The sequence below is a fragment of the Vibrio alginolyticus NBRC 15630 = ATCC 17749 genome (assembly GCF_000354175.2).
GTDB lineage: Bacteria > Pseudomonadota > Gammaproteobacteria > Enterobacterales > Vibrionaceae > Vibrio > Vibrio alginolyticus.
Genome location: NC_022359.1, coordinates 133,839 through 160,296, shown reverse-complemented (window position 1 = coordinate 160,296; position 26,458 = coordinate 133,839). Strand labels below are relative to the sequence as shown.

General features: G+C 45.0%; 21 protein-coding genes and 1 pseudogene. 11 read left to right on the top strand and 11 right to left on the bottom strand.

Annotated elements, in window-relative coordinates:
* Position 1: 1 nt before the first annotated feature.
* Both lldD and N646_RS15995 read right to left on the bottom strand, forming a co-directional pair.
* Positions 2-1,141 carry an FMN-dependent L-lactate dehydrogenase LldD gene (gene lldD, locus N646_RS16000; RefSeq protein WP_005383962.1) on the bottom strand — a complete coding sequence of 380 codons (1,140 nt, stop codon included), beginning with the start codon at positions 1,139-1,141 and terminating at the stop codon, positions 2-4.
* 315 nt (positions 1,142-1,456) lie between these two features.
* Positions 1,457-3,148 (bottom strand): L-lactate permease, encoded by a 1,692-nt coding sequence (locus N646_RS15995; protein WP_005375111.1) that lies wholly within the window; start codon positions 3,146-3,148, stop codon positions 1,457-1,459.
* 162 nt (positions 3,149-3,310) lie between these two features.
* On the opposite strand from N646_RS15995, the gene N646_RS15990 reads away from it, so the two are divergent.
* Positions 3,311-4,210 (top strand): LysR family transcriptional regulator, encoded by a 900-nt coding sequence (locus tag N646_RS15990; protein ID WP_005375112.1) that lies wholly within the window; start codon positions 3,311-3,313, stop codon positions 4,208-4,210.
* 120 nt (positions 4,211-4,330) lie between these two features.
* Entirely contained in the window at positions 4,331-6,364 is a 2,034-nt protein-coding gene (locus N646_RS15985) for a prolyl oligopeptidase family serine peptidase (RefSeq protein WP_017820517.1), read from the top strand.
* A 242-nt stretch (positions 6,365-6,606) separates the two neighbouring features.
* Here the strand turns inward: N646_RS15985 and N646_RS15980 are convergent, their stop codons facing one another.
* Together N646_RS15980 and N646_RS15975 are read right to left on the bottom strand one after the other, a co-directional pair.
* Positions 6,607-8,238 carry an ABC transporter ATP-binding protein gene (locus N646_RS15980; protein WP_017820516.1) on the bottom strand — a complete coding sequence of 544 codons (1,632 nt, stop codon included), beginning with the start codon at positions 8,236-8,238 and terminating at the stop codon, positions 6,607-6,609.
* Between the two features lie 85 nt (positions 8,239-8,323).
* On the bottom strand, positions 8,324-8,821 hold the full coding sequence (locus N646_RS15975) for a hypothetical protein (protein WP_017820515.1): 498 nt from the start codon (positions 8,819-8,821) through the stop codon (positions 8,324-8,326).
* A 187-nt stretch (positions 8,822-9,008) separates the two neighbouring features.
* Here N646_RS15975 and N646_RS15970 point away from each other — a divergent pair, with 187 nt between their 5' ends.
* The 3 genes from N646_RS15970 (at position 9,009) to N646_RS15960 (ending at position 14,667) form a co-directional block, all read left to right on the top strand.
* Positions 9,009-11,369 (top strand): Lon protease family protein, encoded by a 2,361-nt coding sequence (locus N646_RS15970; protein WP_005375118.1) that lies wholly within the window; start codon positions 9,009-9,011, stop codon positions 11,367-11,369.
* A 293-nt stretch (positions 11,370-11,662) separates the two neighbouring features.
* Complete coding sequence (locus N646_RS15965; protein ID WP_005375120.1) at positions 11,663-13,291, top strand: methyl-accepting chemotaxis protein; 1,629 nt, start codon at positions 11,663-11,665, stop codon at positions 13,289-13,291.
* Between the two features lie 395 nt (positions 13,292-13,686).
* Positions 13,687-14,667: a porin gene (locus N646_RS15960; protein ID WP_005375122.1), complete on the top strand. Its 981-nt coding sequence runs from the start codon at positions 13,687-13,689 to the stop codon at positions 14,665-14,667.
* 124 nt (positions 14,668-14,791) lie between these two features.
* On the opposite strand, the gene N646_RS15955 is transcribed toward N646_RS15960, so the two are convergent.
* Positions 14,792-15,538 carry a flagellar brake protein gene (locus tag N646_RS15955; RefSeq protein ID WP_042521645.1) on the bottom strand — a complete coding sequence of 249 codons (747 nt, stop codon included), beginning with the start codon at positions 15,536-15,538 and terminating at the stop codon, positions 14,792-14,794.
* Between the two features lie 127 nt (positions 15,539-15,665).
* On the opposite strand from N646_RS15955, the gene N646_RS15950 reads away from it, so the two are divergent.
* On the top strand, positions 15,666-15,941 hold the full coding sequence (locus N646_RS15950; protein ID WP_017820514.1) for a GNAT family N-acetyltransferase: 276 nt from the start codon (positions 15,666-15,668) through the stop codon (positions 15,939-15,941).
* On the top strand, positions 15,938-16,915 hold the full coding sequence (locus N646_RS15945) for a phosphotransferase (RefSeq protein ID WP_017820513.1): 978 nt from the start codon (positions 15,938-15,940) through the stop codon (positions 16,913-16,915). Before N646_RS15950 ends, N646_RS15945 begins: the two co-directional genes overlap by 4 nt.
* A gap of 46 nt (positions 16,916-16,961) precedes the next feature.
* Here the strand turns inward: N646_RS15945 and N646_RS15940 are convergent, their stop codons facing one another.
* A complete protein-coding gene (locus tag N646_RS15940; protein ID WP_017820512.1) occupies positions 16,962-17,462 on the bottom strand; it encodes a GNAT family N-acetyltransferase in 501 nt (166 codons plus the stop codon).
* Between the two features lie 394 nt (positions 17,463-17,856).
* On the opposite strand from N646_RS15940, the gene napG reads away from it, so the two are divergent.
* From napG to N646_RS15920, 4 genes are all read left to right on the top strand, one after another.
* A complete protein-coding gene (gene napG, locus N646_RS15935) occupies positions 17,857-18,627 on the top strand; it encodes a ferredoxin-type protein NapG (RefSeq protein WP_005383947.1) in 771 nt (256 codons plus the stop codon).
* Complete coding sequence (gene napH / locus N646_RS15930) at positions 18,627-19,481, top strand: quinol dehydrogenase ferredoxin subunit NapH (protein WP_017635480.1); 855 nt, start codon at positions 18,627-18,629, stop codon at positions 19,479-19,481. Before napG ends, napH begins: the two co-directional genes overlap by 1 nt.
* A gap of 199 nt (positions 19,482-19,680) precedes the next feature.
* A complete protein-coding gene (locus tag N646_RS15925; RefSeq protein WP_005375129.1) occupies positions 19,681-20,862 on the top strand; it encodes an MFS transporter in 1,182 nt (393 codons plus the stop codon).
* A 206-nt stretch (positions 20,863-21,068) separates the two neighbouring features.
* A complete protein-coding gene (locus N646_RS15920; protein ID WP_005375130.1) occupies positions 21,069-21,350 on the top strand; it encodes a YrhK family protein in 282 nt (93 codons plus the stop codon).
* A 122-nt stretch (positions 21,351-21,472) separates the two neighbouring features.
* On the opposite strand, the gene N646_RS15915 is transcribed toward N646_RS15920, so the two are convergent.
* From N646_RS15915 to N646_RS15895, 5 genes and pseudogenes are all read right to left on the bottom strand, one after another.
* Entirely contained in the window at positions 21,473-22,312 is an 840-nt protein-coding gene (locus tag N646_RS15915; protein ID WP_005375131.1) for an energy-coupling factor transporter transmembrane component T family protein, read from the bottom strand.
* A pseudogene (locus N646_RS15910) lies at positions 22,309-24,047 on the bottom strand (ABC transporter ATP-binding protein). Before N646_RS15910 ends, N646_RS15915 begins: the two are co-directional and overlap by 4 nt.
* A 6-nt stretch (positions 24,048-24,053) precedes the next feature.
* Complete coding sequence (locus N646_RS15905; RefSeq protein ID WP_005375133.1) at positions 24,054-24,602, bottom strand: ECF-type riboflavin transporter substrate-binding protein; 549 nt, start codon at positions 24,600-24,602, stop codon at positions 24,054-24,056.
* Between the two features lie 335 nt (positions 24,603-24,937).
* Positions 24,938-26,068 carry an HlyD family secretion protein gene (locus N646_RS15900; RefSeq protein WP_005375134.1) on the bottom strand — a complete coding sequence of 377 codons (1,131 nt, stop codon included), beginning with the start codon at positions 26,066-26,068 and terminating at the stop codon, positions 24,938-24,940.
* Positions 26,068-26,448: a DUF3302 domain-containing protein gene (locus N646_RS15895; protein ID WP_005375135.1), complete on the bottom strand. Its 381-nt coding sequence runs from the start codon at positions 26,446-26,448 to the stop codon at positions 26,068-26,070. The genes N646_RS15900 and N646_RS15895 overlap by 1 nt, the downstream gene beginning before the upstream one ends.
* Between the last annotated feature and the right edge of the window lie 10 nt (positions 26,449-26,458).

The window sequence follows — 26,458 nt, the reverse complement described above, 5'->3', positions numbered from 1 at the left end:
ATTATGGGATTTTCACTAGCGAATCGCGTGAAAGATCCGCGATAGACTTAGCGCCAGTCAGCGTCATTGCTACACGCATTTCTTTATCGTACAGATCCAGTAGATTTTCAACGCCTGCTCCGCCTTGTGCTGCCAATGCGTATACAAATGAACGGCCAAGAAGCGTACAGTCTGCACCAAGTGCGAGCATACGAACGACATCAAGACCAGTACGAATACCAGAGTCTACGAAGATCTTAAGATCACCTTTTACCGCATCCGCAATGCTTGGTAGTGCTTTAGCACTTGAAAGTACGCCATCTAACTGACGGCCACCATGGTTAGATACCACAATGCCATCTGCGCCGAAACGTACCGCATCTTTCGCGTCTTCTTCATCTAGAATGCCTTTGATAACCATTGGGCCATCCCAAAAATCACGAATCCACTCAAGATCTTTCCAGGAGATAGAAGGGTCGAAGTTTGCGCCTAACCAGCCGATGTAATCTTCTAGCTTTGTTGGTTCGCCACGATAAGTTGAGATGTTACCTAAGTCGTGCGGTTTACCAAGTAGACCCACATCCAGCGCCCAGCTTGGGTGGCGCATCGCCTGGAATACACGACGCATGGCCGCGTTAGGACCACTCATACCTGAGTGCATGTCACGGTAACGTGCGCCAGGAACTGGCATATCAACGGTAAACACCAGCGTTGTTACGCCTGCTGCTTTTGCACGCTCAAGTACGTTTTTCATAAAGCCACGGTCTTTAAGCACGTAAAGCTGGAACCACATTGGACGTTCAATTGCAGGTGCGACTTCTTCAATCGGACAAACTGAAACAGTCGACATAGTAAATGGGATGCCTTTTTTCTCGGCTGCTTTTGCTGCTTGCACCTCGCCTCGGCGCGCGTACATACCAGTTAGACCAACAGGAGCTAGCGCGATTGGCATTGCCAGTTTCTCACCGAAGATCTCGGTTTCGAGGCTCAAATCTGTCATATCGCGTAGGACGCGTTGGCGAAGAGCGACATCACCTAAATCGTCAGTATTACGCTTCAGCGTGCGTTCGTCGTATGAGCCGCCATCAATATAATGGAATAGAAACGGGGGAAGCTTGGCTTTCGCGGCAGCGCGGTAGTCAGTAGAAGCTGAGATAATCATAATGGTGTCCTAGCGGTTATTCTAAGCAAAGTTGTGGAGCAATTTGCTCTTTCGTTGAGTCTTCATCGCAAAGCAGTGAAGACATCAAAATGAGTATAGTTACCTATGGTTCACTTACGTTTGAATCGGTGATGTTGGTAACCCATTTACATAATTGGTTGAAAAATTTTATTAAATCACTCAATCAGTTATGCAAACTGGAAAGGGTGACACAGCTGTCGGGGGAATTGATGTAGCAAGCTAAATCAACATGTCGGGGTAGTAGTGCAGACAGCTGTGTCAAATTAGGCAGGGCTGTAAACCCTGCATTTCGCGTTACTTCATTAAGACATCTGTCATTTGGAAGCCATAAATCAGCACCAATCCAATAATGCCTGTCATTACAATGTAGTAGAACGTAGGGATAATCGTCTTACGCAATGTTGCGCCTTCTCGACCAAGCAAACCTACCGTGGCTGATGCGGCAACAACGTTGTGAATCGCAATCATGTTACCTGCGGCAGCACCGACGGCTTGGAGTGATACAACAATCACGCTCGAAATAGACAACGTTTGTGCCACTTCGAATTGGAACTGGCTGAACATCATATTTGATACCGTGTTTGAGCCAGCGATGAACGCACCCAGTGCACCAACGGTGGCACTCAGCGCTGGGAACGCAGAACCAACAAGGTCAGAGGCGAAGTTTGCGGTTGTGACGGGCATACTTGCTAGGTCAGCACCGTTGATGCCTGAGTTGATAAAGATACGAACCATCGGAATGGTAAATACCAAGACAAAACCCGCCCCAATCAGTGTTTTGCTTGACTCGCCAAATGCTTCACGCAATGGCTTTACGCTGCCGCTTTGTAACATTGCAGCAAGTAGTGCGACAAACACCAGAATGCCACCAGGAAGGTATAACGGCTGAATCGCAGCGCTAACGCCAGTCTCACCAAGAATGTTGCTGAACGACAAACTTACGCTTTGTACAAAGCCTTTCAGCTCAGGGCTAACGCGGCTTGCGACGAGAATAACTGCCAGCATTACATATGGAACCCAAGCTTTTACGATGCTCATTGGCTTGCCCGGATTGTCGTTTAGATCGACTTTTAGCGAACCTAACCACTCTGCAGGCCATTTGTCTTCGCTTTCGAAATCCCACTTAGTCTTTGGTACTAAGAAGCCTTTTTTCGCTGCGGTAACAACGATAGACAGACCAACCAAACCACCGATAAGTGAAGGGAACTCTGCGCCCAAGAATACGCCGGTTAACGCGTATGGAACGGTGAAAGAGACACCAGCGAATAACGCAAATGGTAGAATATCCAGGCCTTCACTCCAGCTTCTGTTCTTGCCGAAGAAACGTGTTAACATCATCGCCATTAATACCGGGATCATCGTACCTACGACTGCGTGAATGACAGCAACGTGAGCTGTGATATCTTGCAGGTACATTTCCCACGTTGCACCTTGTGCGGCCAACGACTCACTGATGTTATGCGTGTCTAAACCTTTGTTTACACCTACGATGATAGGCGTGCCTACCGCGCCGAATGAAACAGGCGTAGACTGAATCATCATGCCCATAAGGACAGCGGCTAGCGCAGGGAAGCCGATTGCAACCAGTAGTGGTGCAGCGATTGCTGCCGGGGTACCGAACCCAGATGCGCCCTCAATGAACGAGCCAAAGCACCAAGCAATGATGATGGCTTGTACACGGCGGTCAGCCGAAATATCGGTAAATCCATTACGGATTGTGGTGATCGCTCCAGTGTGTTTTAAAGTGTTGAGCAAGAAGATGGCACCAAACACGATCCATAGAACAGAGACAGTAATGCCGAGTCCTTGGAATACGGAAGCCAGTACGCGATTGGCTGACATATCCCAAAACATAAGTGCGATAGCGACGGTTAGACCGAACGCAACAGGCATGGCTTTTTTAGCAGGCCAGTTGAGACCAACCAATAAGATGGCGGCAACAACAATTGGCGAAAATGCCACTAGGGCAAGTAGGGTTTCACTCATTTGTACATCCTTCGTACGCTGACTTCTCGAACGGTGTCAATCCGCTGTAGAGGTGACTTTTTGTTGTAATGGTTTTGTTAATTTGGCGTGAATTTACTCCTTTATTTTTTGTTGATATAGGGAAATAATGAAAATAATTAATTCCAAAAGTGACATAATGGTATGAGAGCAGACGACTTAATCCTATTTTCTCAAGTAATCGAACTTGGCAGCTTTAGTAAGGTTGCAGAGGCAAATAACCTTACAAATTCGGTAGTTAGCAAAAGAATGGCGAGGTTGGAGGAAGAAATAGGGGCTCAGCTATTATATCGAACAACGCGCAAATTAACCTTGACCGAGGCAGGTAAGGTGTTACTCCACAGTGCTAAAAATGTGAAGCAGGCCACTCAGGAGGCTATGGATGCTGTTGCAGGCTTTGGAGAGAATGTGAGCGGTCATATAAAAATGTCCGTGCCGTGTATCTCTGGAGATTTGATACTTGCTGATGCTGTTGCCGAATTTTGTAACCTTCATCCGGGTCTGACCGTGGATATGTCATTGGATAATCGCTTTGTCGATTTAGTGGCTGATGGTTACGATTTAGTCATTCGAACTGGCTACCTAGCCGACTCCAGTTTGATCGCACGACATATTCTCGATTCCCAATGGGTGGTATGCGCGTCACCTTCTTATATTGCGAAAAATGGGAAACCGATCGAGCCGATTGATCTCACCACGCACAATTGTCTGCAATACGCTTACCAAACCACAGGTGCAACGGATTGGGAGTTTAAAGGAGAAGATGGCAATTACATCGTCAAAGTATCGGGCTGCTTTTCTACTGATAACGCGACCGCATTACGTAAAGCCGCTCTGGGCGGCCATGGTATTGCTTACGTCCCGCGCTGCTTGGTGTATCACGATATTCGTAATGGTCAACTGGTGGATATTTTTCCTGAATTAGTAGGTAAAAAGTTGGGTATCTACGCGGTGTATCCGTTTACTCGTCAACCACCGAACAAAGTGAAGCTGCTTATTGAGCACATTCGTGACCGGTACTTAACGATATCTCATTATTTCTAGGTTCTTCATAGATTTAAAACAATGTCGTTGAAATCAAAATTGGGTGCTCTAAGGTAATCACCGCAATAAAACGATTGAAGATAAACAACTTAATAAAAACAACGGAGTAACACGGACGTTATGCATTACCCAAAAACACGTAAAGATTCTGTCGTGGACACTTATTTTGGTCACGACATTGCCGACCCTTATCGCTGGTTAGAAGATGATCGCAGTGAAGAAACCGCACAATGGGTTTCGGGTCAAAATTCGGTCACCTTCGATTTCCTTGGTCAGATACCGTACCGCCAACAAATCCGTGACTTAGTGGCGAACAGTCAAAACTACGAAAAATATTCCCAGCCATTTGTACGTGGTGACTACACCTACTTCTACAAAAACGACGGTTTGCAAAACCAAAGCGTATTGTATCGGCGTAAAGGCGAGGGAGAAGCCGAGGTTTTCCTTGATCCAAATACTTTCTCCGAAGAGGGCACGACCTCTCTTGGCGAAGTCAGCTTCTCTAAAGACTACCGTTTGGTCGCGTATTCCATCTCAGAAGGGGGTAGTGATTGGCGTAAGATCTTTGTCATTGATACGGAAACCAAAGAACAGTTAGAGCCTGAGATTGTTGATGCGAAGTTTACGTCGATTTCTTGGCTGGGCAGCAAAGGCTTCTATTACTCAAGCTACGATAAGCCGCAAGGCAGCGAGTTGTCTGCTCGAACTGAGCATCACAAGCTTTATTATCATGAACTTGGTACCCCTCAATCTGAAGATAAAGTGATTTTTGGTGAGTTGGATACGCAAGTTCATCGTTATGTGTCTGGTACGACGACGACAGATGATCGCTTCCTTATTATCTCTGGCGCAGAATCTACATCGGGTAATCGTCTGTTTTATATCGATTTACAGTCTGACTCCCAAGCAATTGTGACGCTGCGCGATACAACGCAAGGCGACACCTACTTGATTGATAGTCAAGACGAGACCTTGCTGCTTTACACCAACCTAGATGCGCCGAACGGCAAAGTTGTCAGCTACAACACTCAGACAGAACAATGGGCTGACGTGATTGCTGAACAAGAACAGCCGTTAGAAATCAGCAAAGGTGGCGGTTATCTGTTTGCGACTTATATGGTAGATGTGCTTTCTAAAGTGCAGCAGTTTAACTACCAAGGTGAGTGGATTCGAGATGTACAATTGCTGGGAGAAGGCACGGCTTATGGTCTGGCGGGTAAAAAAGAAGAAACCACACTTTATTACACATTCACTAACTACGTGACGCCTCCGACGATCTTCTCATTTGATGTCGAATCTGGTGAATCGACACTGTTTCAGGAATCAAAGGCACCGTTCGATCGTAATGAGTATGAATCAAAACAGGTGTTTTACACCTCAAAAGACGGCACGCAAGTTCCGATGATCATTTCATACAAGAAGGGCATTGCACTTGATGGTAGAGCACCAACCATGTTGTATGGTTACGGCGGTTTTAACATCAGCCTTACTCCAATGTTTTCTGGCAATGTAGCCAACTGGCTAGAGTTGGGTGGTATATACGCTGTCGCCAACATGCGAGGCGGCGGTGAATACGGTAAAGCCTGGCACAACGCAGGCACTCAGCAGCAAAAGCAAAACGTGTTTGATGACTTTATTGCGGCGGCGGAATACCTGATTGAAAACGACTACACTAGCTCGGATCGCCTAGCGATTCGCGGTGGTTCTAATGGTGGTTTGTTAGTTGGAGCGTGTATGACGCAACGCCCTGAACTATTCAAAGTCGCGCTGCCTGCGGTTGGCGTGCTTGATATGCTGCGTTATCACACGTTTACTTCTGGAGAAGGCTGGAAGTATGACTATGGCACGTCGGAGCAAAGTGAAGCGATGTTCCAATACTTGCTTGGTTACTCTCCTGTTCACAATGTAAAAGAAGGCGTGCAATATCCTGCTACCTTGGTGACAACTGCTGATCACGACGACCGAGTTGTGCCAGCACATTCGTACAAATTTATTGCGAAGCTGCAAGACAAACAGCAAGGCTCTAATCCAGTATTGATACGCATTGATGTTAATGCCGGTCATGGTGCAGGAATGCCGCTGAGTAAGCAAATTGACCTCACCACAGACGTGTATGCATTTACGTTACATAATATGGGTATTGAGTCAATTTAATGCCCTAGTTGTTAGAAACTTCTGAGAATAAAAAAATGCCGCGACAGTGTCGCGGCATTTTTCATGGTTGGGGGAACTCAATTCATACTGTTTGCCAGTATTTGAGCCAGGTTGACTAAGTCTGACTCTTGAACCAACCAGTCTCGGCGGCCAAACCGAAAGGCAGCTACGCCATTCTTAAGACAAGATGAATTTATCACCTTTTCTTAATCCTAGTTTATGAATATGAAACTGTGATGAACCTAAGCCGCATTGTGCTGATTTTCACTGTTTTCAAGATCAAATGAGGCATCTATCAGTTTTTTCGTGTAGTCATTTTTAGGGTTTTGGAAAATCTTTTCGGCCGTACCTTGTTCCATGACCTCGCCCTTTTGCATGACTAGAACACGATCAGAGAGTGCTTTAACTACTGATAGATCGTGGCTAATAAACAAGTAGCCAATATTGTGTTTTTTCTGCAAGTCTTTCAGGAGATCAATCACAGTCAGTTGAACCGAGCGGTCCAATGCAGAGGTTGGCTCATCAAGCAAAATAAACGAAGGCTCAAGAATTAGTGCTCGCGCGATAGCAATACGCTGACGCTGGCCTCCCGAAAACTCGTGTGGATAACGGTTGATGGACGCGGGATCTAAGCGAACCTCTCGAAGCACGTCGCGTGCTTTCTGCATACGTTCTTTTTTACTCAACATTGGCTGGTGGACAGTTAATCCTTCAGTGATGATCTCGCCGATAGTCATACGAGGAGAAAGCGAACCATAAGGGTCTTGGAATACCATCTGAACGTCTTTTTTCAGCTCAAAACGTTCTTTGTTTGTCAGCAAGGCCATATCTTGGCCTTTATATTCTATTTTGCCAGTTGAGGGCAGTAGACCTATCAAAGCTCGGCCGAGTGTAGACTTACCTGAACCGGACTCCCCAACGATCCCGAGGGTCTCTCCTTGTTTAAGCTCAAGAGAAATGCCTTTTACCGCTTCGAAGTACTCATTCTTGCTCGCAATAAAATGCGACTTTACCAAGAATTTGACTCGTATATCGTCAGCCTTTAACAGCTGCGTAGCACTTTCGCTAATAGGCTCCTTACTGCCTTTAGGAATCGAATTGATTAGCATACGTGTGTATTCGTGCTTTGGGTCCTTGAAGAGTGTTTGTGTTTCGCCTTCTTCGACGACTTCTCCTTTACACATCACAATGACACGATCTGCAAAGTGTTTTACGACGCCTAAGTCATGAGTAATAAATAGGATTGCCATGCCCATCTGAGCCTGAATTTCTTTAATCAGGTGCAACACTTCTGCTTGAACCGTGACATCCAACGCTGTTGTAGGTTCGTCGGCGATCAAAATATCGGGCTCGTTAATCAGTGCCATCGCAATCATGATGCGTTGCAATTGACCACCAGAAAATTCGTGTGGGTACTTGTTGTACGCTTTTTCTGGGTTTGGCATATGAACTAATTCAAACAGCTCTAACACCTTTGCTTTTGCTGTTCGTCTGTCGACCGGGCGGTGACACATGATGGCCTCAGCGACTTGGATACCCACCCGCATGTACGGGTTTAGTGAGGTCATCGGCTCTTGAAAAATCATGCCAATGCGATCACCGCGAATACTTTGCATTTCACGCTCTGTTTTATCCAAGATGGAGCTACCCTCAAACATGATGGATGAGTTTTCATGCAAAATAGCGTTGTCTGGCAGTAGTTTCATCAGTGCATTGGTTGATACTGACTTGCCAGAGCCAGATTCGCCAACGATGGACAGCGTCTCGCCTGCTTTTAAATCGAAGCTAACATTCTTTACTGCATCGACGATCCCATCGTTTGTCGTAAAGCTGACTGATAGGTTGTTCACCGAAAGAATGGTTTTAGAAGACATCACAGATCCTTGTGGTTGATAAAGCAAATGATACTCAAGCAATGGACAGTACAAACCTAGCTGGCCTCAATGCTTGAGCTTTAGATTAATTATACAGGTGAGAAGGCGAAGCTTTTGCCGAACTCATTACTTGCAAATGTAAGAACTGCTCATGCGCGCGCGTTACGTGCTCGAGTTCTATCATCCATTGAGCATTACGTTGGGCAGCGCAAAATGCCGCCATGTGAGCTAACAAGTCTTCGCTCTGTTGACCAAGTAGGTGACCTACGCGCTCAATCAGTTCATGGCTCTCTAGCTGCAAAAATTGAAATAGCGCGTAAGTTTGATTGAGTATTGAGAACGCATCATGTTGTAAGCCGAGTTTGTTGAGAATCTCTGATTGCGTCACGCTGGCATCTCTAAGCCCCGTAATGAGACATACAAACTGGCAAGGTTTAGTTTGTGCATTTTCTAGCGCTAAATGAATGTGGTTGGGTAGATTGTTGAGCACGTCGTCATATAAACGATGAGCTTCTGGCCAATGGCCTTGTTCCATCAGTTGCTCCGCTTTTAAGTAGCGCATCCAGCATTGCTCAATATTCATATCCATCTCCACAACATTTGATTTGTTTAGATATTAAATGAAATTGATTATCAATTGCAAGTGCGTGTTAATATCACTTATGTGTTCATAAAATGTCCAATCAATCTAGGGTGGAAGGTAAATCACTTAAAATTAAGCAAATAATCTCTACACTCAAATGACGAAAATAAGAAAAAAGGAAGTGGATATGGCAATACTAAGATTGGAAGCTAAGCAGCTATATTCTGTAGCAGATCTAGAGAATATGCCATGTAAGTCGACCAAGGAGTTACCTCCAATTGATGAAATCGTGGGCCAAGAGCGCGCGCAAAAAGCGGTCGAGTTTGCGATGTCCATCAAAGAGAAAGGGTATAACATCTACGCCATTGGTCAGAATGGGCTAGGTAAACGCACCATGATCTTGCGCTATCTGAATCGTCACCAACACGATGCAGCAGCCCTGTTTGATTGGTGTTACGTTGCGAACTTTGAGGATACCCGTACACCAAAGGTATTAAAGCTGCCTTGTGGTATCGGAAATAAGCTACGTGTTGATATTGAAGCTTTAATGGGCAAATTATTGAATGCTTTACCCCTAGCATTCGACAATGAAATGTACTTTAGCCGCGCTGAGCGATTAAAAAATCAATTGGCAGCTAAGCAACAAAACGAGCTGGATCGTATTAGTCGAGAGGCAAAAGAAAAAGGCATCAGCCTAACACTGACTACACAGGGGGATTATCAGTTTGTCGCCATGAACGGTGATGAGCTTCATACGGAAGAGTCTTTTGATGTACTAAGCAAAAAAGAACAAGAGCAATTCAGCGATGCTATTGATGAACTCGAAGTGCGATTGCGCTCGATGGTTCGTGAGCTTACGGAGTGGGAAGAGACATACAGCGATAAAATCAAAAAGCTCAATGATGAAGTGACGCTTGATGTGATTACTCACTTCATCAAAAAACTCAAAGTGGATTACGCGCAATATTCCGAAATCAAAACCTACTTAACTGAGCTGCAAAAAGATATTGTTGAAAACGCAGATATCTTCCTTGACCAAAGTGGCGAGCAAGGCGAAATTGCGACGGCATCCTTGGATAAAAAATTGCCACGTCGTTATAAAGTGAACGTCTTGGTAAGCCGTAAAAGCAGCGAATTTCCTATCGTTGTTGAAGAAAACCCCAACTATCATTCACTCTTCGGGTCGATTGAGACTGCCACTTTCAAGGGAACGGTGTTTACCGACTTCTCGCTGATTCGCGCAGGGAGCTTGCATAAGGCGAATGGCGGCGTTCTATTAATGGATGCTCAGAAAGTACTTGAACAGCCTTACGTTTGGGATGGTTTGAAGCGCGCATTGCGTGCTCGTCAATTGAGTTTTACGTCTCTAGAAAAAGAAGTCACATTGACGGGGGCGGTATCACTCGATCCTGAACCGATTCCGCTTGATATCAAAATCATCTTATTTGGTGATTACCGAACTTACCAATTACTCCAACATTACGATCCAGAGTTCAGCGAGTTGTTCCGCGTGACGGCAGATTTCGAAGACGAAATGAAACGTACGCCGGAGTCTGAGCTGCATTACGCGCGCTTTATCTCTAGCGTGGTGCATGACAACAATATGCTGCATTGCGATCGCAAAGCCATTGCTCGAATCATCGAATACAGCTCACGTTTGTCTGGCGACCAATCCAAGCTATCTCTACATTCGGCTAATATCGCCAACTTGCTTCGAGAGTCGAACTACGTAGCTCGTCAAGCCAACTCCAACATGATTCGTATTGGGCATGTTGAAGAGGCGCTCAATAACCAAGAAATGCGAGTAAGCCGATTACGCGATAACGTAATGGAAACCTTTATTAACGGCACAACGCTGATTCGCACCGAAGGAGAAGCCGTAGGCCAAGTGAACGCACTTTCGGTATTGAGCACTAGTGACTACATGTTTGGTGCACCGAATCGCATCACAGCGACGACGTGTTACGGTGATGGGGATGTTATCGATATCGAGCGCAGCGTGGATTTGGGTGGCAGTATTCACTCTAAGGGCGTGATGATTTTGTCTGCCTACTTATCTTCCGTATTTGGTAAAACGGCACGAGTGCCATTAACGACAACCATTACCTTTGAGCAATCTTATGGTGGTGTTGATGGTGATAGTGCCAGCATGGCTGAGTTATGTGCGGTTGTGTCTGCTTTTTCAAAGCAACCAAACCGACAAGACATTGCGATAACAGGGTCGATGAATCAATTTGGTCAAGCTCAGCCTATTGGTGGCGTAAACGAAAAGATCGAAGGCTTTTATGATGTGTGTGTAATTAAAGGTCGTCATGACGGGCAGGGGGTCATTATTCCGCGCTCTAATGTTCACAATCTAATGCTTCGTTCCGACATCGTGAAAGCAGTCGAAAAAGGCGAGTTTAATATTTGGGCGATTGACCATGTTACTGAAGCTATCGAATTGTTTACGGGGAAAGTTGCTGGTGAGCCAACTGATGAAGGTTCTTATCCAATCGATACCATTTTTGGCCTTGCTCAAGCTAAGCTCAATTCGTTGAGAAAATAGGCTGAAACCGTCCTAAATGTGAATGTATCTCATCATAAGTGATCATAATTTATCATAACGACAATATCCCGACGCCACTGTCGGGATATTGTCAATAACAGATTGAAAATGGAGAGTTTTTGTACTAGACAAAAGTGTGATCGACCTCTAATATTCGCCACTTGTTTATTCGTCTGGGATTTATCCCGTCGCAAGGAAGCATAGATATTCAAACTGCCGAAAAGTAACGTTGTTATAGGCACTGCTCGAGTTTGTTTGGATATAGACATCACGCATACAACTGAGGCCCTGTCATGCAGTTATCACTGAAAAATTTGTCAGTACGAACGCAAATTTTGGTTCCGGTATTATTTACCGCGATTGTTTTGTTTATTGCTCTTTGGATTACTAAAAACAATCTTCAAGCAGAGCAAGATGTTATTGCTTCCAACCAAGAATCTTTGGTTTTTCACAAAGACACATTGGCGAGTATTGACGACCAAATTTACCCTCTGCGCATAAGCGCGGTTTACGCTATTTACGATGCTTCTCGTCGTGAGAATTTTCTAACCGAATTGAAAGAAGGCTTAAAGCAAGTTGATGCCGATTTAAGCGCAATTGAAGCCCGAAACCTATTCCGTGACGATGCCGTTAAAGTTCGCCAAGCAATTGAATCCTATGTGCGATATTCAGAGCGCTCAGTTGCTTTCTTCAACCAATACGATCAAGGTTTGAAATCGGATAGCGAGTACCGTGCATTTGTCAAAGAGTATCGCAATGTTGGCCGAGAAATGGTCCAACAAATTAACACGCTATCAAAGCATGTAAACGAGCAAGCTGAACAATCTACTATCAGAAGTCATCAGCAAAATGAACGTGTGCAAAATAACGCTATGTTGACGGTTTTAGCGGTATTTGCTTTCTCATTGATAGGCGCTTGGTTCCTATCTGGCATGATTGTTACACCAATCCAAAAGCTGCAAGAAGTGATGCGTCAGTTAGCAATGGGTAATCTATCAGTACGTGCAGATGTCGATGGGGACAATGAGATCTCTAAGCTGAGCAAAGATGTAAACCAAACCGCAGAGCAGTTATACAACACTGTGGACCAGTTAACCCGTATTAGTGAGGAAGTTGCATCTGCATCGACCGAATTAGCTGCAGTAATGACGCAAGCGGAAGCGAACGCTCAACAAGAGTTGGCGGAGATCGAGCAAGTTGCATCTGCGGTTAACGAGCTTGCAAGCACTGCGAATAATGTGAGTGATAACGCGACCTCTGCTGACGCAACCGCGCGTGAAGCTGATGGACTTGCTCAATCAGGTTTGGCTATCTTCCAAGAAAGTGCGGAAGCAAGTGCGCAAATGTCTCAAGCATTGAACGATGCAGCGCAAGTTGTTTTGCGTCTAAAAGAGCAATCTGTACAGATCAACGATGTTATTGAAGTGATTCGCGGCGTATCTGAGCAGACCAACTTGCTAGCATTGAATGCTGCGATTGAAGCGGCGCGAGCTGGTGAGTCTGGTCGTGGTTTTGCGGTAGTAGCTGATGAAGTACGCATGCTAGCAGCGCGTACTCAAGACTCGACACAAGAGATCCAAACGATCATTGAAGAGCTTCAAGCGCAGTCTGGGCTTGCGAATGACAGTATGCAAGTCAGCCTTGATATGCTTAGCCGCAACAACGAGCTGACGCAACAAGCGAATGAGGCGTTGGTTGGAATTACCGAGTCGGTCGCCAACATCAACGATTCAAACACGCAAGTAGCAACCGCAGCCGAAGAGCAGTCTCAAGTTACTCAAGATATCAATCGCAACGTGGTTAACATGTCGGAGCTTGTAAACCAAAACGTAGCGGGCATCAGCCAGAGTGCAAGTGCGAGTACTGAGCTTTCATTACTTGCAGAGAAGCAGAAAGAGCAATTAAGTTTCTTTAAGCTTTAATTCATCATCTACTTATCAAATCTCTAAATCCCTGAGTGAATGCTCAGGGATTTTTTGTTTGTAACAATCGGATTTATTATCAATAAGTCTATCTAAAACAGTCAGTTAACAAGTTTTTTTGCGGGCAATATCACGTTTTGTGATATTGTTTTTACATTTTTTTCGTCAATTTTTTTTTGACGCGAACATTTTTTTTAACTCAACCGATAACTTGATGGTTGAGAGGTATTCATATCGTCATTTTAAGTGGTGTTTTCTTCTATAAGCGCTGTTTATTCAACACGTTGCGTGAAAAATAACAGCTGCTACTATGCCGCCAGTTTTCTCGTTGGTACAGAAAAGTCCTGTTTTTCTGGTGAGAAAACACATATAAAACAATGATATGGAAAATAAAAATGAAATTAAAAACTTTAGCTGTAGCAGTGGCGCTAATGGCATCAGGATCTCAAGTTGTCGCTTCAGAACTATACAACCAAGATGGCACTTCTCTTGAGATGGGCGGCCGCGCTGAAGCGCGTCTTTCTATGATGGATGGTAAGGCAGAAGACCGTACTCGCATCCGTCTTAACTTCCTAGGCAAACAGGAAATCAATGAGAACCTATACGGCGTTGGTTTTTGGGAAGGTGAGTTTGTAACTGAAACTTATGATGTATTTGATTCTAAAGGTAACAAAGTTGGTGAGACAGACAGTCTTGAAACTCGTTACGCTTATGCGGGTCTGGGTGGCAAATACGGTGAAGTAACTTACGGTAAAAACGACGGCGCACTAGTGGTTCTTACTGACTTTACTGACATTATGGCTTACCACGGTAACACAGCAGCACTTAAACTGCCTGTTTCTGACCGTACAGATAACATGCTGTCTTACAAAGGCCAATTCGAGCAACTAGCTGTACGCGCTAGCTACCGTTTTGCTGATCGCACAACAGATGCACAAGGCTTTACAGACAACGAGGAAGATGGCTTCTCTCTATCTGGTGTTTACGCGTTTGCTAACACTGGTTTTGAACTAGGTGCTGGTTACGCAGATCAAAACGACAGCGATGAGTTCATGCTGGTAGCTGCATACTCTGTAGGTGACTTCTACTTCGCTGGTAACTACACTGGCGCGGATATGGATGTTGCAGGTAAGACTTTTGATTACAAAGGCTACGAACTAGCCGCTGCTTACACTATGGGTCAAACTGTATTCACTTCTACGTTCAACAAAGGTGAACTAGAAGACGCAGATACTGTAGAAAACCTAGCTGTTGATGTAACTTACTACTTCAAGCCTAACTTCCGTGGCTACGCATCATACAACTTCGATCTAATGGATAACGAAGGCGCGGCTGAAAAAGATGAGCTAGCGCTAGGTCTACGTTACGACTTCTAAGTCATGACTCTTATCTAAGATACTGCCTTATTCTTAGTAAATAAAAACCCCTTACTGAAAAGTAAGGGGTTTCTTGTTTTCTAGCACTTCAAAGCTTCTTGATAAGCGATAGGGGTTATCAAATCTATCTTTTTAGTGTGAGCTTAGTCCCATCAAATTTGAGGTGACTGAGGAGGTTTTTAGCGTTGTTTTTACCAACCTCATCAAACTCCATTCCGTAGCGAGCATAATGCGTTGATTTTTGTAAATTACAAATACGACCTCGCAACGGCGCTAGCATACGACTTTCTCCGGGCATCGTTAGATCCAATGAAACGTGGTCACCAACCTGAAGTGGTCGGCTCATTGGTGATGTTACAAAACGACAGCCACTACGAGATAAATCTCTTATTTCGCATTCAGTTCGATAGGCTTCTAAACAAACACGCGCTCTCAAATTTACTTCGTAACGCACTTCTTTGCGAAGCTGAAAGACCTGCATAGTGTTGGGTAGGTCTAGCACCAAAATTGGGTACGGATCGCCTAGTCGATGCTGTAATTGGGCCCGAAATGGGATAACGGCCCCTTCACCTCGATGAGAGTAGGCTTTTACATTGATCCAAAAGCCTTCTTGAAAATAGAACTTCAAGTCTTCATCGGAGATGTTCGGAACCTCTATCAATGCAGTATTATTTGAGTGACAGCCAACAAATGTGCTGGTTGTAATAAACTTTGTACCAACGGGGGTGGTGACGTTTAAGCTCACTTCACTGCCATGTTCGACCATTGCCATTGCATCGGTGCTATTTAATGTACTTGCCTGACGTTCTGGTGCCTTCTTGCTTTGCAGAGGTAGCTTGCCGTCTCTGGCAATTGGGCTCATATTTCTCATTATAATTGTCGTACCTGATGTAAGAAGGTAATCGCGTGAGGCGAAGCAGCACTCTCGCATGGTATCGATTTTATTCAGTGATATAGTTTGATTCAATCAATCTGTAACAAAAATTAGAGAGCAAGATATGCATAAAGTAACTCATGAGACCACGAATAGTACATTCTGGGTTGATTTAGAGCAGGGTTATAAAGCCAAGGTGATTTATCAGCTTAAGGGTAATGTCATGCACATTACATCAACGGTTGTTCCTGAAGCACTGCGAGGTAAGGGGTACGGAAAAGTGATGATGGAAGCGGTGTTGCCAGAAATTGAGTCACTCGGTTATCAAATCAAACCAGTTTGCCCATATGTTATTCACTATATGGAGAAGAACCAAACGTGGTCACATCTGATCGCATGATGAGTAACAACCACCAATGCTACCAAAATATTGGCCAGGAACTCAATCTCGGTAATTACCGCTCTGTAGAAGTCATACAATCGCTATGGGGAGGCTATGGGGAGTTAGTCCGAGTTACTTATTCTACTCGTTCGGTGATCATTAAGCATGTAAAACTCCCTAAGCCTTCAGAGCATCCTAGAGGCTGGAATACGGACCGTTCTCATCAAAGAAAGTTGCACTCTTATCAGGTGGAAGTGAATTGGTATGAGTATTTTTCTGGAGGGGTGGATACTCGCTGCCGAGTACCACAAGGTCTAAAAACGTTCCAATCGGAGAATGAATGGCTCATTGTGATGGATGATCTCGCCGAGGTGGGCTTTCCAAAAGTCATCACAGATGCACAGCTAAAGCATCTACAAGCCTGCCTCACTTGGTTGGCGAACTTTCATGCGCGATACATCAATGTTCGTTCTGATAAGTTGTGGCATATCGGTACATACTGGCACTTAGCAACCAGACCCGACGAGCTTGAAGCATTGCAAGACACTGAGCTACAAAATACGGCTCAATTGATTGATCAAACGCTTTCGCAAGCTAAGTTTAAAACACTAGTACACGGTGATGCCAAATTGGCGAACTTCTGTTTTGATGAAGAAGAATCAAACGTTGCTGCGGTTGACTTTCAATACGTTGGATGTGGGTGTGCCATGAAAGATGTGGCACTGTTTATGAGTAGTGCCGTTAAGCCAGAACGTTGTGCAGAGATGGAAGTTTGGGTTTTGGATACGTATTTTGCTCAGTTGCAACACGCGCTAATGGGCTATCAACCGAATCTTGACCCTAATGAAGTCGAGCGTGAATGGCGTCCTTTGTTTGCTGTGGCTTGGGCAGACTTTCAGCGATTTGTGAAAGGTTGGAGTCCCGACCACTGGAAGATCAATCCATACACAGAAGCATTGACTCGCAGAGCGTTGGCTTACTTACGAAAGTGAGTCGAAGTTTAAAAAGAAAAGCCTCCAATTAGTAGGAGGCTTTGTTTTATCTTTGGCCTGGTCTGATGCGCGCCATGTAATAGGTATTGATGAATTCACCATCACGGAAGGAACCGTCAATCGCTTCACCCTCAATTTGAAATCCATGCTTTTTATAAAGCCCAATGGCGGCGTCGTTATCGGCATTGACCTCTATCTGAATTCTTCTCACATTTAACCAGTTATCTGCTAGTTCAGTGACTGTTTCTATCAACTTGCTACCAATACCGAGTCCGTGGAAACTATCATGTACTCCGATGCCAAACGATGCCGTGTGCATCGTTCTTGGACGTAGAGAGTGGTGAAAGCCAATATTACCGACGACTTTACCATCAATTTCAGCGACATAGCTATAAACACCATCAGGTATGTTTGACAATCTTTCCACCCACATCGCGAGCGAAGGCTTTGGGAGTTGCAGGGTTTCACGTTGTGCTTTTGGTTGTGAATAGATTTCTACGAGTGCCGCTGCGTCTTCGACGGTCGTTGGACGTACGATAATTTCCATGCCTCTCTCCTTCGCTTTTTAGTTTTAATTTTTAATCTAACCACAGTTTTCTTATTTGGATAGTGTTTTTTATGTTTAATGGATAAATGCCTTTTAAATTAGCTTGTTATGATGTCATTTTTTGAATTTTTAGTAGTGATTTATCATCGAATTGAGCGAGTAGATTGCAAAGGTGTTGAATTATTGTACTGAGAATGGCGCGTACTGCAGAGTATCGTGGTGAATTTCATGTCGCAGTAAATAAACGCATTTAGTCAAACTGTGACGACGGCACTGTGCGTCAGTTGACTTGAATCAATAGAGGATGGGGTTACCTCCTATGAGGTATAGGGAAACGACACGTTTAGGGCTATTTATGCTTAACTTGATAAGGGAGTTTTGTTGAGGAAATAGCATGAAATCCTCTCAGTCTAAAATATCGCAAAGTCGGCGCCGATTTTTGCGTGATACAGCTCGAACTGCGGCTGGTGTTGGCGCAGCTGCGTGTGTATTGGGCTTACAATCGCTACAAAGCCAAGCTCGAGAAACCAAAGGTGTGCCTATTCGTCCGCCTGGTGCACTGCCGGAAGGCGATTTCGAATCAGCTTGTATTCGATGTGGCTTGTGTGTTCAGGCATGTCCTTACGATACCTTGAAACTTGCGACATTACTTTCACCCGTCGCGACTGGCTCACCTTACTTTACTGCACGCGATATTCCCTGCGAAATGTGCGAAGACATTCCTTGTGTTGTCGCTTGTCCGAGTGGGGCGCTGGATCCGAAATTAACCGATATTGATGATGCTCGAATGGGTACAGCGGTTCTTATTGACCATGAAACTTGCCTTAACTGGCAAGGGTTACGATGCGATGTTTGTTATCGCGTTTGTCCGCTGATTGATGAAGCCATCACGTTAGAGATGGTTCACAACGACCGAACCGGTTATCACGCCAAACTTATCCCTACAGTGAATTCGGAAGTGTGTACCGGATGCGGTAAGTGTGAACAAGCGTGCGTGTTGGATGTCGCTGCTATTAAAGTCGTCCCGACGGATTTGGCGAAAGGCAAAGTGGGCAGCCACTACAATTTTGGTTGGAAAGAGATCGACAAACCACTCGAAAATATCCTCCCTAGTGAGACGCCTGTGCCGGAAGGTGCGCTTGAATCGCTAAAAGGAGGTAAGTAATGGCAAAGAATTTAGCTCAAAATGCTGGCAAAGAAGCGCTTGAAAAGCTTGGTTGGTGGCGCGCGCATCGGTTTTTGATTTTACGTCGGCTATGTCAGTTCACCATCATTGCGCTGTTTATGGCTGGGCCGACGCTGGGAATTCTAACTGGTAATCTGTCATCAAGTATGTTGCTCGATACCGTGCCGTTAAGTGACCCGTTAATTGTGCTTCAAGCTTTGGCGACAGGGCATGTTCCGGAGTTTAATGCGTTGTTAGGCGTAGTGATTGTCGTGGTGTTTTACGCGATTTTGGCGCCGCGCGCATTTTGTGCTTGGGTGTGCCCGTTGAACATCGTGACAGACTTGGCGGCGTGGTTGCGTCGGAAGCTCAACATTAAAGCGAGCTATCGTTGGTCTCCCGTGATTCGTTATTGGCTGATCCCTGTTTTGATGTTGGGCAGTGCGCTGTCTGGCGCAATTCTTTGGACATGGTTAGATCCGGTGGCGGCACTGCATCGCGGGTTGGTGTTTGGTATGGGCGCAGGTTGGGTGTTGATCGCCCTAGTGTTCGTGTTGGATTTACTCTTGGTTGAGCATGGGTGGTGTGGGCACTTATGTCCACTGGGGGCTACCTATGGCGTGATAGGCCGAAAAAGCCTGTTGCGCGTTACTGCTGTTCGCCGCGAAGATTGCACCAAATGCATGGATTGCTTTTACGTTTGCCCAGAACCAGAAGTGCTTCGGCAGCCTTTGAAAGAGGGAGATCGTCGAGTTATGGATCAAAACTGCATTAGCTGTGGTCGTTGTTTGGATGTATGTCCAGAACATGTGTTTGAATTTAAAAATCGCCTATCAGTAAAAGTCATTGATTAAGCCACTGAGCACATTTACTCATGATTTATTTCTCTTGATACTTGAACATCGCGCTTCGCCAAGGAGTTAAGTGCGATGTTTGTCTTCATAACAATATCCCTCAGCCATATCTGCTTGCTCTGGGCTGAAAATAATAATGATATTGCGAATTTGTTACATTTAAAGCTATGATGATGCCTTCATATTTAAAGGAAACATCATGACTACCTCATCGCACGGCTGGAGAACGCCGCAAAATTTCCTCCTGTTAATTTCCATTATCGTGCCCATTGCTTTTTCTACCTGGATGGCGTTGTTGAACAACTTTGTTATCGAGAAAGCAAACTTTGATGGTGCCGACATAGGCTTATTGCAAAGTGTGCGTGAAATTCCGGGTTTTTTGGCCTTTACCGCCGTGTTTGTATTGCTGTTTATCCGAGAGCAACGCTTTATGCTCGTCTCTTTGGCGATGCTTACGCTTGGTACGGCATTAACAGGTTATTTTCCCACTTTGTACGGTCTACTTTTTACAACCTTGTTAATGTCCACCGGCTTCCATTACTTTGAAACACTCAAGCAGTCTTTGTCTTTACAATGGCTATCTAAAGAAGAAGCGCCAGAAATGCTGGGTAAGTTTATTTCTGTTGGAGCTTTGGCTTCTCTGTTTACCTACGGCGCCATTTGGGTTTCGCTCGAACAGCTCAAACTTGATTTTAAAACGGTCTATTTAATGGCTGGTGGTTTAGGTTTTGTGCTCATTTTGGTGATGGCATTTGCCTTCCCACAATTTAAGACAAAAGTACCTCAGAACAAGAAGCTCATCCTGCGTAAACGTTACTGGTTATACTATGCGCTTACGTTTATGAGTGGAGCACGCCGTCAAATTTTTACGGTGTTCGCTGGTTTCTTGATGGTAGAAAAGTTTGGTTACTCCGCCGCAGATATTACGTTGTTGTTCCTGATTAACTATGTCTTTAACTTCTTGTTTGCGAAGCGAATAGGCCGTTTTATCGGCGTTGTTGGTGAGCGCAAAGCGTTGATGTTTGAATACGTCGGTTTGATCTTCGTGTTCGTCGGGTACGGTTTGGTGCAAACGGCAGAGTGGGCGGCAGCATTGTATGTTGTCGATCATTTATTTTTCGCGTTAGCGCTTGCGATTAAAACCTACTTCCAGAAAATTGCCGATCCTGCCGATATGGCGTCGACCGCAGGCGTTGCGTTTACGATTAACCATATTGCTGCAGTTGTAATACCTGTTACGTTTGGTGTCATCTGGCTGGTTTCACCTGCTAGCGTATTTTACATCGGCGCTGGTATGGCAGCAGTGAGCTTGCTGTTGTCACTCAATATTCCAGCGAAGCCGGAAGAAGGCAACGAAACTCGCTTGTTGAAGTGGAGTTAAGTTGGTACTCACTATCTAATCATTAAAGCGAATACCTGTAATTAGACTCACTAAAAAGGGTGCTTATGCGTCCTTTTCTTTTTATTGCAAATAGATAATCCCCCTAATGGTTGTCAATGCATGCTACGTCCGTTAGGGTTTAGAACTAAGTATTTCGAAATAACTTGGGCATAACTGACGCGAAACAATAAGAGGGGAGCTATACAGTGCAGATACATGGCAGAGAGTTGGATTTAGATCTAGGAAGCCGTCACATCGTTATTCAGCGCCGCTATGAGGCGTTAGGTGCTGCAAACGACCTACTCATTGCTATTTGGTTTTTAATTGGTAGCTTTTTCTTTTTGAATGATTCGTTGATTGAAAGTGGTACTTGGCTTTTCATTGTAGGCAGTGCGCAGTTGATCATTAAGCCCCTGATAAAACTGATGAGTTTAGTTCATGTTGGTCGTTTGAATAAGCAACTTTCTGGCACATCAGTGAGCCGCTGAAATCACCGCTTCTTTTGAATACTTGCAAGCAAGAAGCCAGCAGGCGAGTTATCGAAGGGAAAGACGGAAGATAACGTGGTCACAACACTAACCACGTTATGTTCAGTTTGAAGCTTCAGAATTTAAAACGGATACCAGAACAGTTGTGTGTCCATCACACGCTTGCTGATCGCAGCAATCACTATCGCCGCAATCCAGGCCATGCAGATCATATCGGCTTTGGTCAGTGGTTTTAAGCTGTACCAAGTGCGAGAGGAGTGGCGGCCAAAACCACGTAGCGTCATCGCGTTTGAGATTTGATCGGCTCTGTCTAAACTAGAGAAAATCAGAGGTCCAAGAATCTTCGCGACGTTCTTCATACGAGTGAACAACGGAGCCTTCTTGCTCAGTTCTACTCCGCGTGCTTGTTGCGCGTGCATGATGTTAACAAAGTCCTTTTTCACTTCCGGCAAGTAGCGCAGCGTTAAGCTTACGGCATAGGCGATTTTGTAAGGCACACCTAAACGGTTCAAGCTGGCTGAAAACTCTGTCGGATGAGTGGTAAATACAAACACCAACGCGATTGGGAACATGCTGAAGTACTTCAACGTCACTGTTACTAGGTAAAACAATGTCTCTTGAGTGAGCGAGTAATTACCGGGTAACGAGAGTAAAACCGTTGATGAACCCATGAACTCAGTACCTTGTTGCGGTGCTAACGCGAACATAAACAGGGCATTGATCAGTAATACCGTGCCTGTACCGAATAACAGCGGTTTGTAGACATGAAAGGGCACTTTGGTCATTTTCAATAAGCCCAAACCCAGCACGATCAACAGCGCGATGATTCGCAAGTCAAATGTGGTCAATACCACCGTTACCCAAGCAATGAAAAGCAAGAACTTAGTAATGCCATTCAACTTATGAAGTGGCGATTGGGTATCGATGTAGTTGATACCAAACTTCATCTTATTGTCTTTCATGCCACCGCTTTCTCTAGTTGGTTTACGTCGTCGCTTTTTTGTTGGCGGTGCGCTTTTTCTACATTGATAAAGTGCTGCATAAAGCCATTGGTGTCCTCGATACCAACTTTCGTAGCCAACTCAAACAAACTTGTGGTAGTGAGGTTTGCTTGGTCTAGTAGCTCTGGACTGCTGAATACCTGCGTCATTGGTGCATCCGCGACTAATTTACTGTCTGCAATCACGATAGAGCGCGAGGTGTATTCCAACACTAAATGCATGTCATGAGAGATGATCATTACGGTTACGCCCAACTCGCGATTGAGCTTTTCGATGAAACTCAGCATAGACGTGTAGTTTCGATAGTCCTGACCTGCCGTCGGTTCATCAAGGATCAGAAGCTCTGGTTCCAAGACCAAAATTGACGCAATGGTTACGCGCTTTTTCTGGCCGTAGCTCAATGCTTCGATTGGCCAGTGACGGTATTTGCTCAAACCGCACAGCTCAAGGACTTCAAGTACTTTAGCTTCGATTTGTTTCTCTTCAACGCCACGATTACGGAGGCCGAAGGCCACTTCGTCGAAAATCATGTGATGGGAAATCATGTGATTCGGGTTTTGCATCACCACACCCACTTTCTGGCTGCGCTCGAAGATGGTCAGTTCGTTAAGATCTTGACCATTCATGCTCATTGAGCCGCTATCCGCTTCAATAACGCCCATAATCAGTTTGGTGATGGTCGATTTACCCGAGCCATTTTTGCCAAGTACAGAGACAAACTCGCCACGCTTGATGTCAAAACTCACGTCTTCTAACGCGTTTTTCTCACCGTCGTAAGAATAGGTGAGGCCACGGACTTCAAGCAAAGTCTCGGCTGGCGTTTTGGGCGGTTGTGCTTTTGAACCATCAAACCATGCTTGTACTGCCGGTTTATATTGCTCCAACGGTAAGGTAGTTAAGCTAGAAGGTTTTGCATCGCCCTCAATCGCGCAGCCTGCTTCTTTCAGTGCTGAAATATAAAGCGGTTCGCGGATGCCGTAATCTTCTAGCAGAGGCGACGCTAAAATTTCATCTGGCGTTGTATCGGCAATGATTTTGCCGCTTTCCATCAAGATAATACGGTCAACTGAGCAATGCAGAACGTCTTCAAGACGATGCTCAATGATTACGATGGTTTTGCCCGTTTCGCGGTGTAGATCATCGATGATCTCGATGGTTTTTTACCCGTTTTAGGGTCAAGCGCAGCTAGTGGTTCATCAAACAAAAGGATATCGACATCATCGACGAGAATGCCCGCCAAAGAAACACGCTGTTTCTGCCCGCCAGATAAATCGTGGGGTGAGCGTTCTAGCATCTGTTCCAAGTCGACCATTTTGGCCGTGGCTTTGACCAATGGGTACATGTCGATATTTGAAGTTAGCTGGTTTTCCAGCGCAAATGCGATGTCTTCGCCAATGCTCAAGCCGACAAATTGGCTGTCCGTATCTTGCAGTACGGTGCCAACTTGCTCAGTGTATTGGTGCATGTCGAAAGGGGCGGTGTCTTGACCATTGATGGTCAATGTTCCACTGGTTTCCCCTTTGATTGCGTGTGGGATCAGTCCGTTAAGACATTGCCCAAGGGTAGATTTACCACTACCACTTGGACCGATAATGACGATTTTCTCTCCTTTCTCTATCCTTAGATTGATATTTTTTAGCGTCGGTTTGTCCAGCGACTCATATCTAAAAGAGAAGTTAGAAAATTCGATTGTCATTCGACATTAAGCCTCTGTTAAGTTACGGCTTTGCTTGTTACGTTTAGCGACAGACTTAAGAATGAAGAAGCCAACAATAGCAATAAGAATGGTGTTACCGATCGCGATAATAGAAAGCTGGGTAAACACTTTAGTGAACGGTTCTGCGTATAAAATCGTGTCGAGGAATGCAGAGCAACCGTAACCAAATACGTTGCCTAATAGCGCAAGTACTACGAATAACGCGAAGTCTTTCATATTGAAATCACCTTTCTCCAAACGGTAGCGCGTTAGAGAAGGGAATAGACCGATAATCAAACCAACAATACCTGAACCAAGTACCCAAGTGAGCCATACGCCCCAACCTGCAAATAGGTCAGTAACCCAGTGACCAATAAAACCAACCAAGAAGCCAACAAGTGGTCCAAATAGTACTGAGAACAATGCTAATACTGCCATTGCTGGTTTTAGCGTTGTGTTTGCAAACACAGGGATGCCAAACATAGGTAAGCCACCGATACCGTAAAGAGCAGCACCGATTGCAATAACCACAACAGTTTTAGCGGAAAGATTCATAGATAACCTCAGTTCAATAGTCGATTTTAAAGAACGTTCATTTATATTGTTGGAAAGCGTTAGTTATTTGATTGTGTAACATATATTCAAAACAACCAAGCTGCTTATTGTTTGCTCTATTTTTCTTCAGGAAATGTGTGATTTGATTCACGCATCCCTTTGACTGGCTTTGGTTTTAGCAAGCATTAAAAATAAGGCGCGTATTATACAGAATATTAATAAAAGTGGGAATGCTATCTATCTGGATGGCTAGAATGAATCAGGGGCTGATCGTGAGCCCCTGATTACACGGTTTGATGTTATTTTTACCAATAAATGAATGCGCTATATGTTCATTAATGGTCGAGGTATAAATAGTTCTGCCAGCTCTTCATACGAATAAGCACTTTGCGCATCACTGATACGTGAGTAAAGCTGTCTGAATAAACTGCAACTTCAACCGCAGTACCCATTGGTAGGTGGTATCCACTCAAGTCGTCGGTAATTTTCAGCTTCGCAAAAACACGTCCGCTCGTGCGCAAGGCATCAGTCCCAAGCAGAGCGCCTCGCGCTTGAATTTGGCTTTCACCAATGGCTGGAATCACGTCAATGACTTCGCCACGGAACACTTTGCCCGGAATTGCGCGGAACATAAATTCTGCTTCAAAGCCTGGCTTCAAGCGTTGTAATGAGTTCTGTCTGAATGCCGCGGTGTACGTAATGTCTTCGGTATGTACGAAGGTCATTGCCGGGGCAAGTGGCAACGGCACAGCCATAACACCAGGACGCAAAGCCAATTGCGTAACGTAACCATCGGTTGGCGCACGAACGACGGTTTGCTCTAGGTTAAACTCTGCTTTACGCAGCTCGGCAAGAAGTTGCGCGACTTGGGTATTTTCGCCTCCGATTTCAGAGTCCAGAGCGATTTGCGCTTGTTCTTGTTGCAAAATCGCAACGTCTAACATGGCTTCTGCCGCTTTATACGCTTGGCGTCGAGTATCCAAATCTTGTTCAGTAAACGCGCCACGATCAAAGCCCCTTTGATATCGGCTAAATTCCCTTTGTGCTTTATCTCTGTCCGCTTGTGCTTTCAATACAGCAGCTTCTGCCTCTCTTAGATCAGACTCTAAGCCCAACGCACCTTGGCTTGCTTCTTTAACTTTCGCTTCCAGGCGAGCAACTTCTGCTTCAAAAGGGACAGGATCGATTTTGAAAAGAATATCGCCCGTTTTGAGCGGTTGGTTGGCCTGGACTGGCACTTCCACCACGCGGCCACGCACGCCAGAGACGATAGGCGTAGTCGGGAACACTTGGTTACCCAATTGAGTAAATGGGTGGTTGTAGTTCATAAGCAGCACGAGTGTGCCCACTAACACTACGCCGCCAAGTACGGCGGTTGGAACGGTCCATTTGTTTAGAGGAATATTGAAAATTTTAAAAATGGCAATACAAAGAGCTGCGTAAGTCAGAATCAGCAATAAGTCCATTATTCGTCCTCTTTACTTTGTTCAGGCAAAGGCTTTTGCTGAATCTTTTGTTGTTTCAACATCGATACTTCGTTTTTGAGTTCGTTGACTTCATCGATGAGTTCTTCAAGGCGGTGATGAATGTCGTGTGTTTCTTGTTCTAGTTGTTTAAAACCCCAGCCGCGTTCCTTGCGCCATAATGTTGCCCAGATCCATAAAAATGGCCACAGCGCATGCAAAGTGAAAAGGCTGACCCAGCCAGCGTAGTGAATTGCGTCTTGGTGCGGGTGCTCTCTCTCTTTGGCGATTTCATATGGAATATCATGGATGACAATGATTCCGTAAAAGATCACTAAAGCAACGAAGATGAGTAACCCAAGTGCAAAATAGTCTAGAAACATCTTACCTACC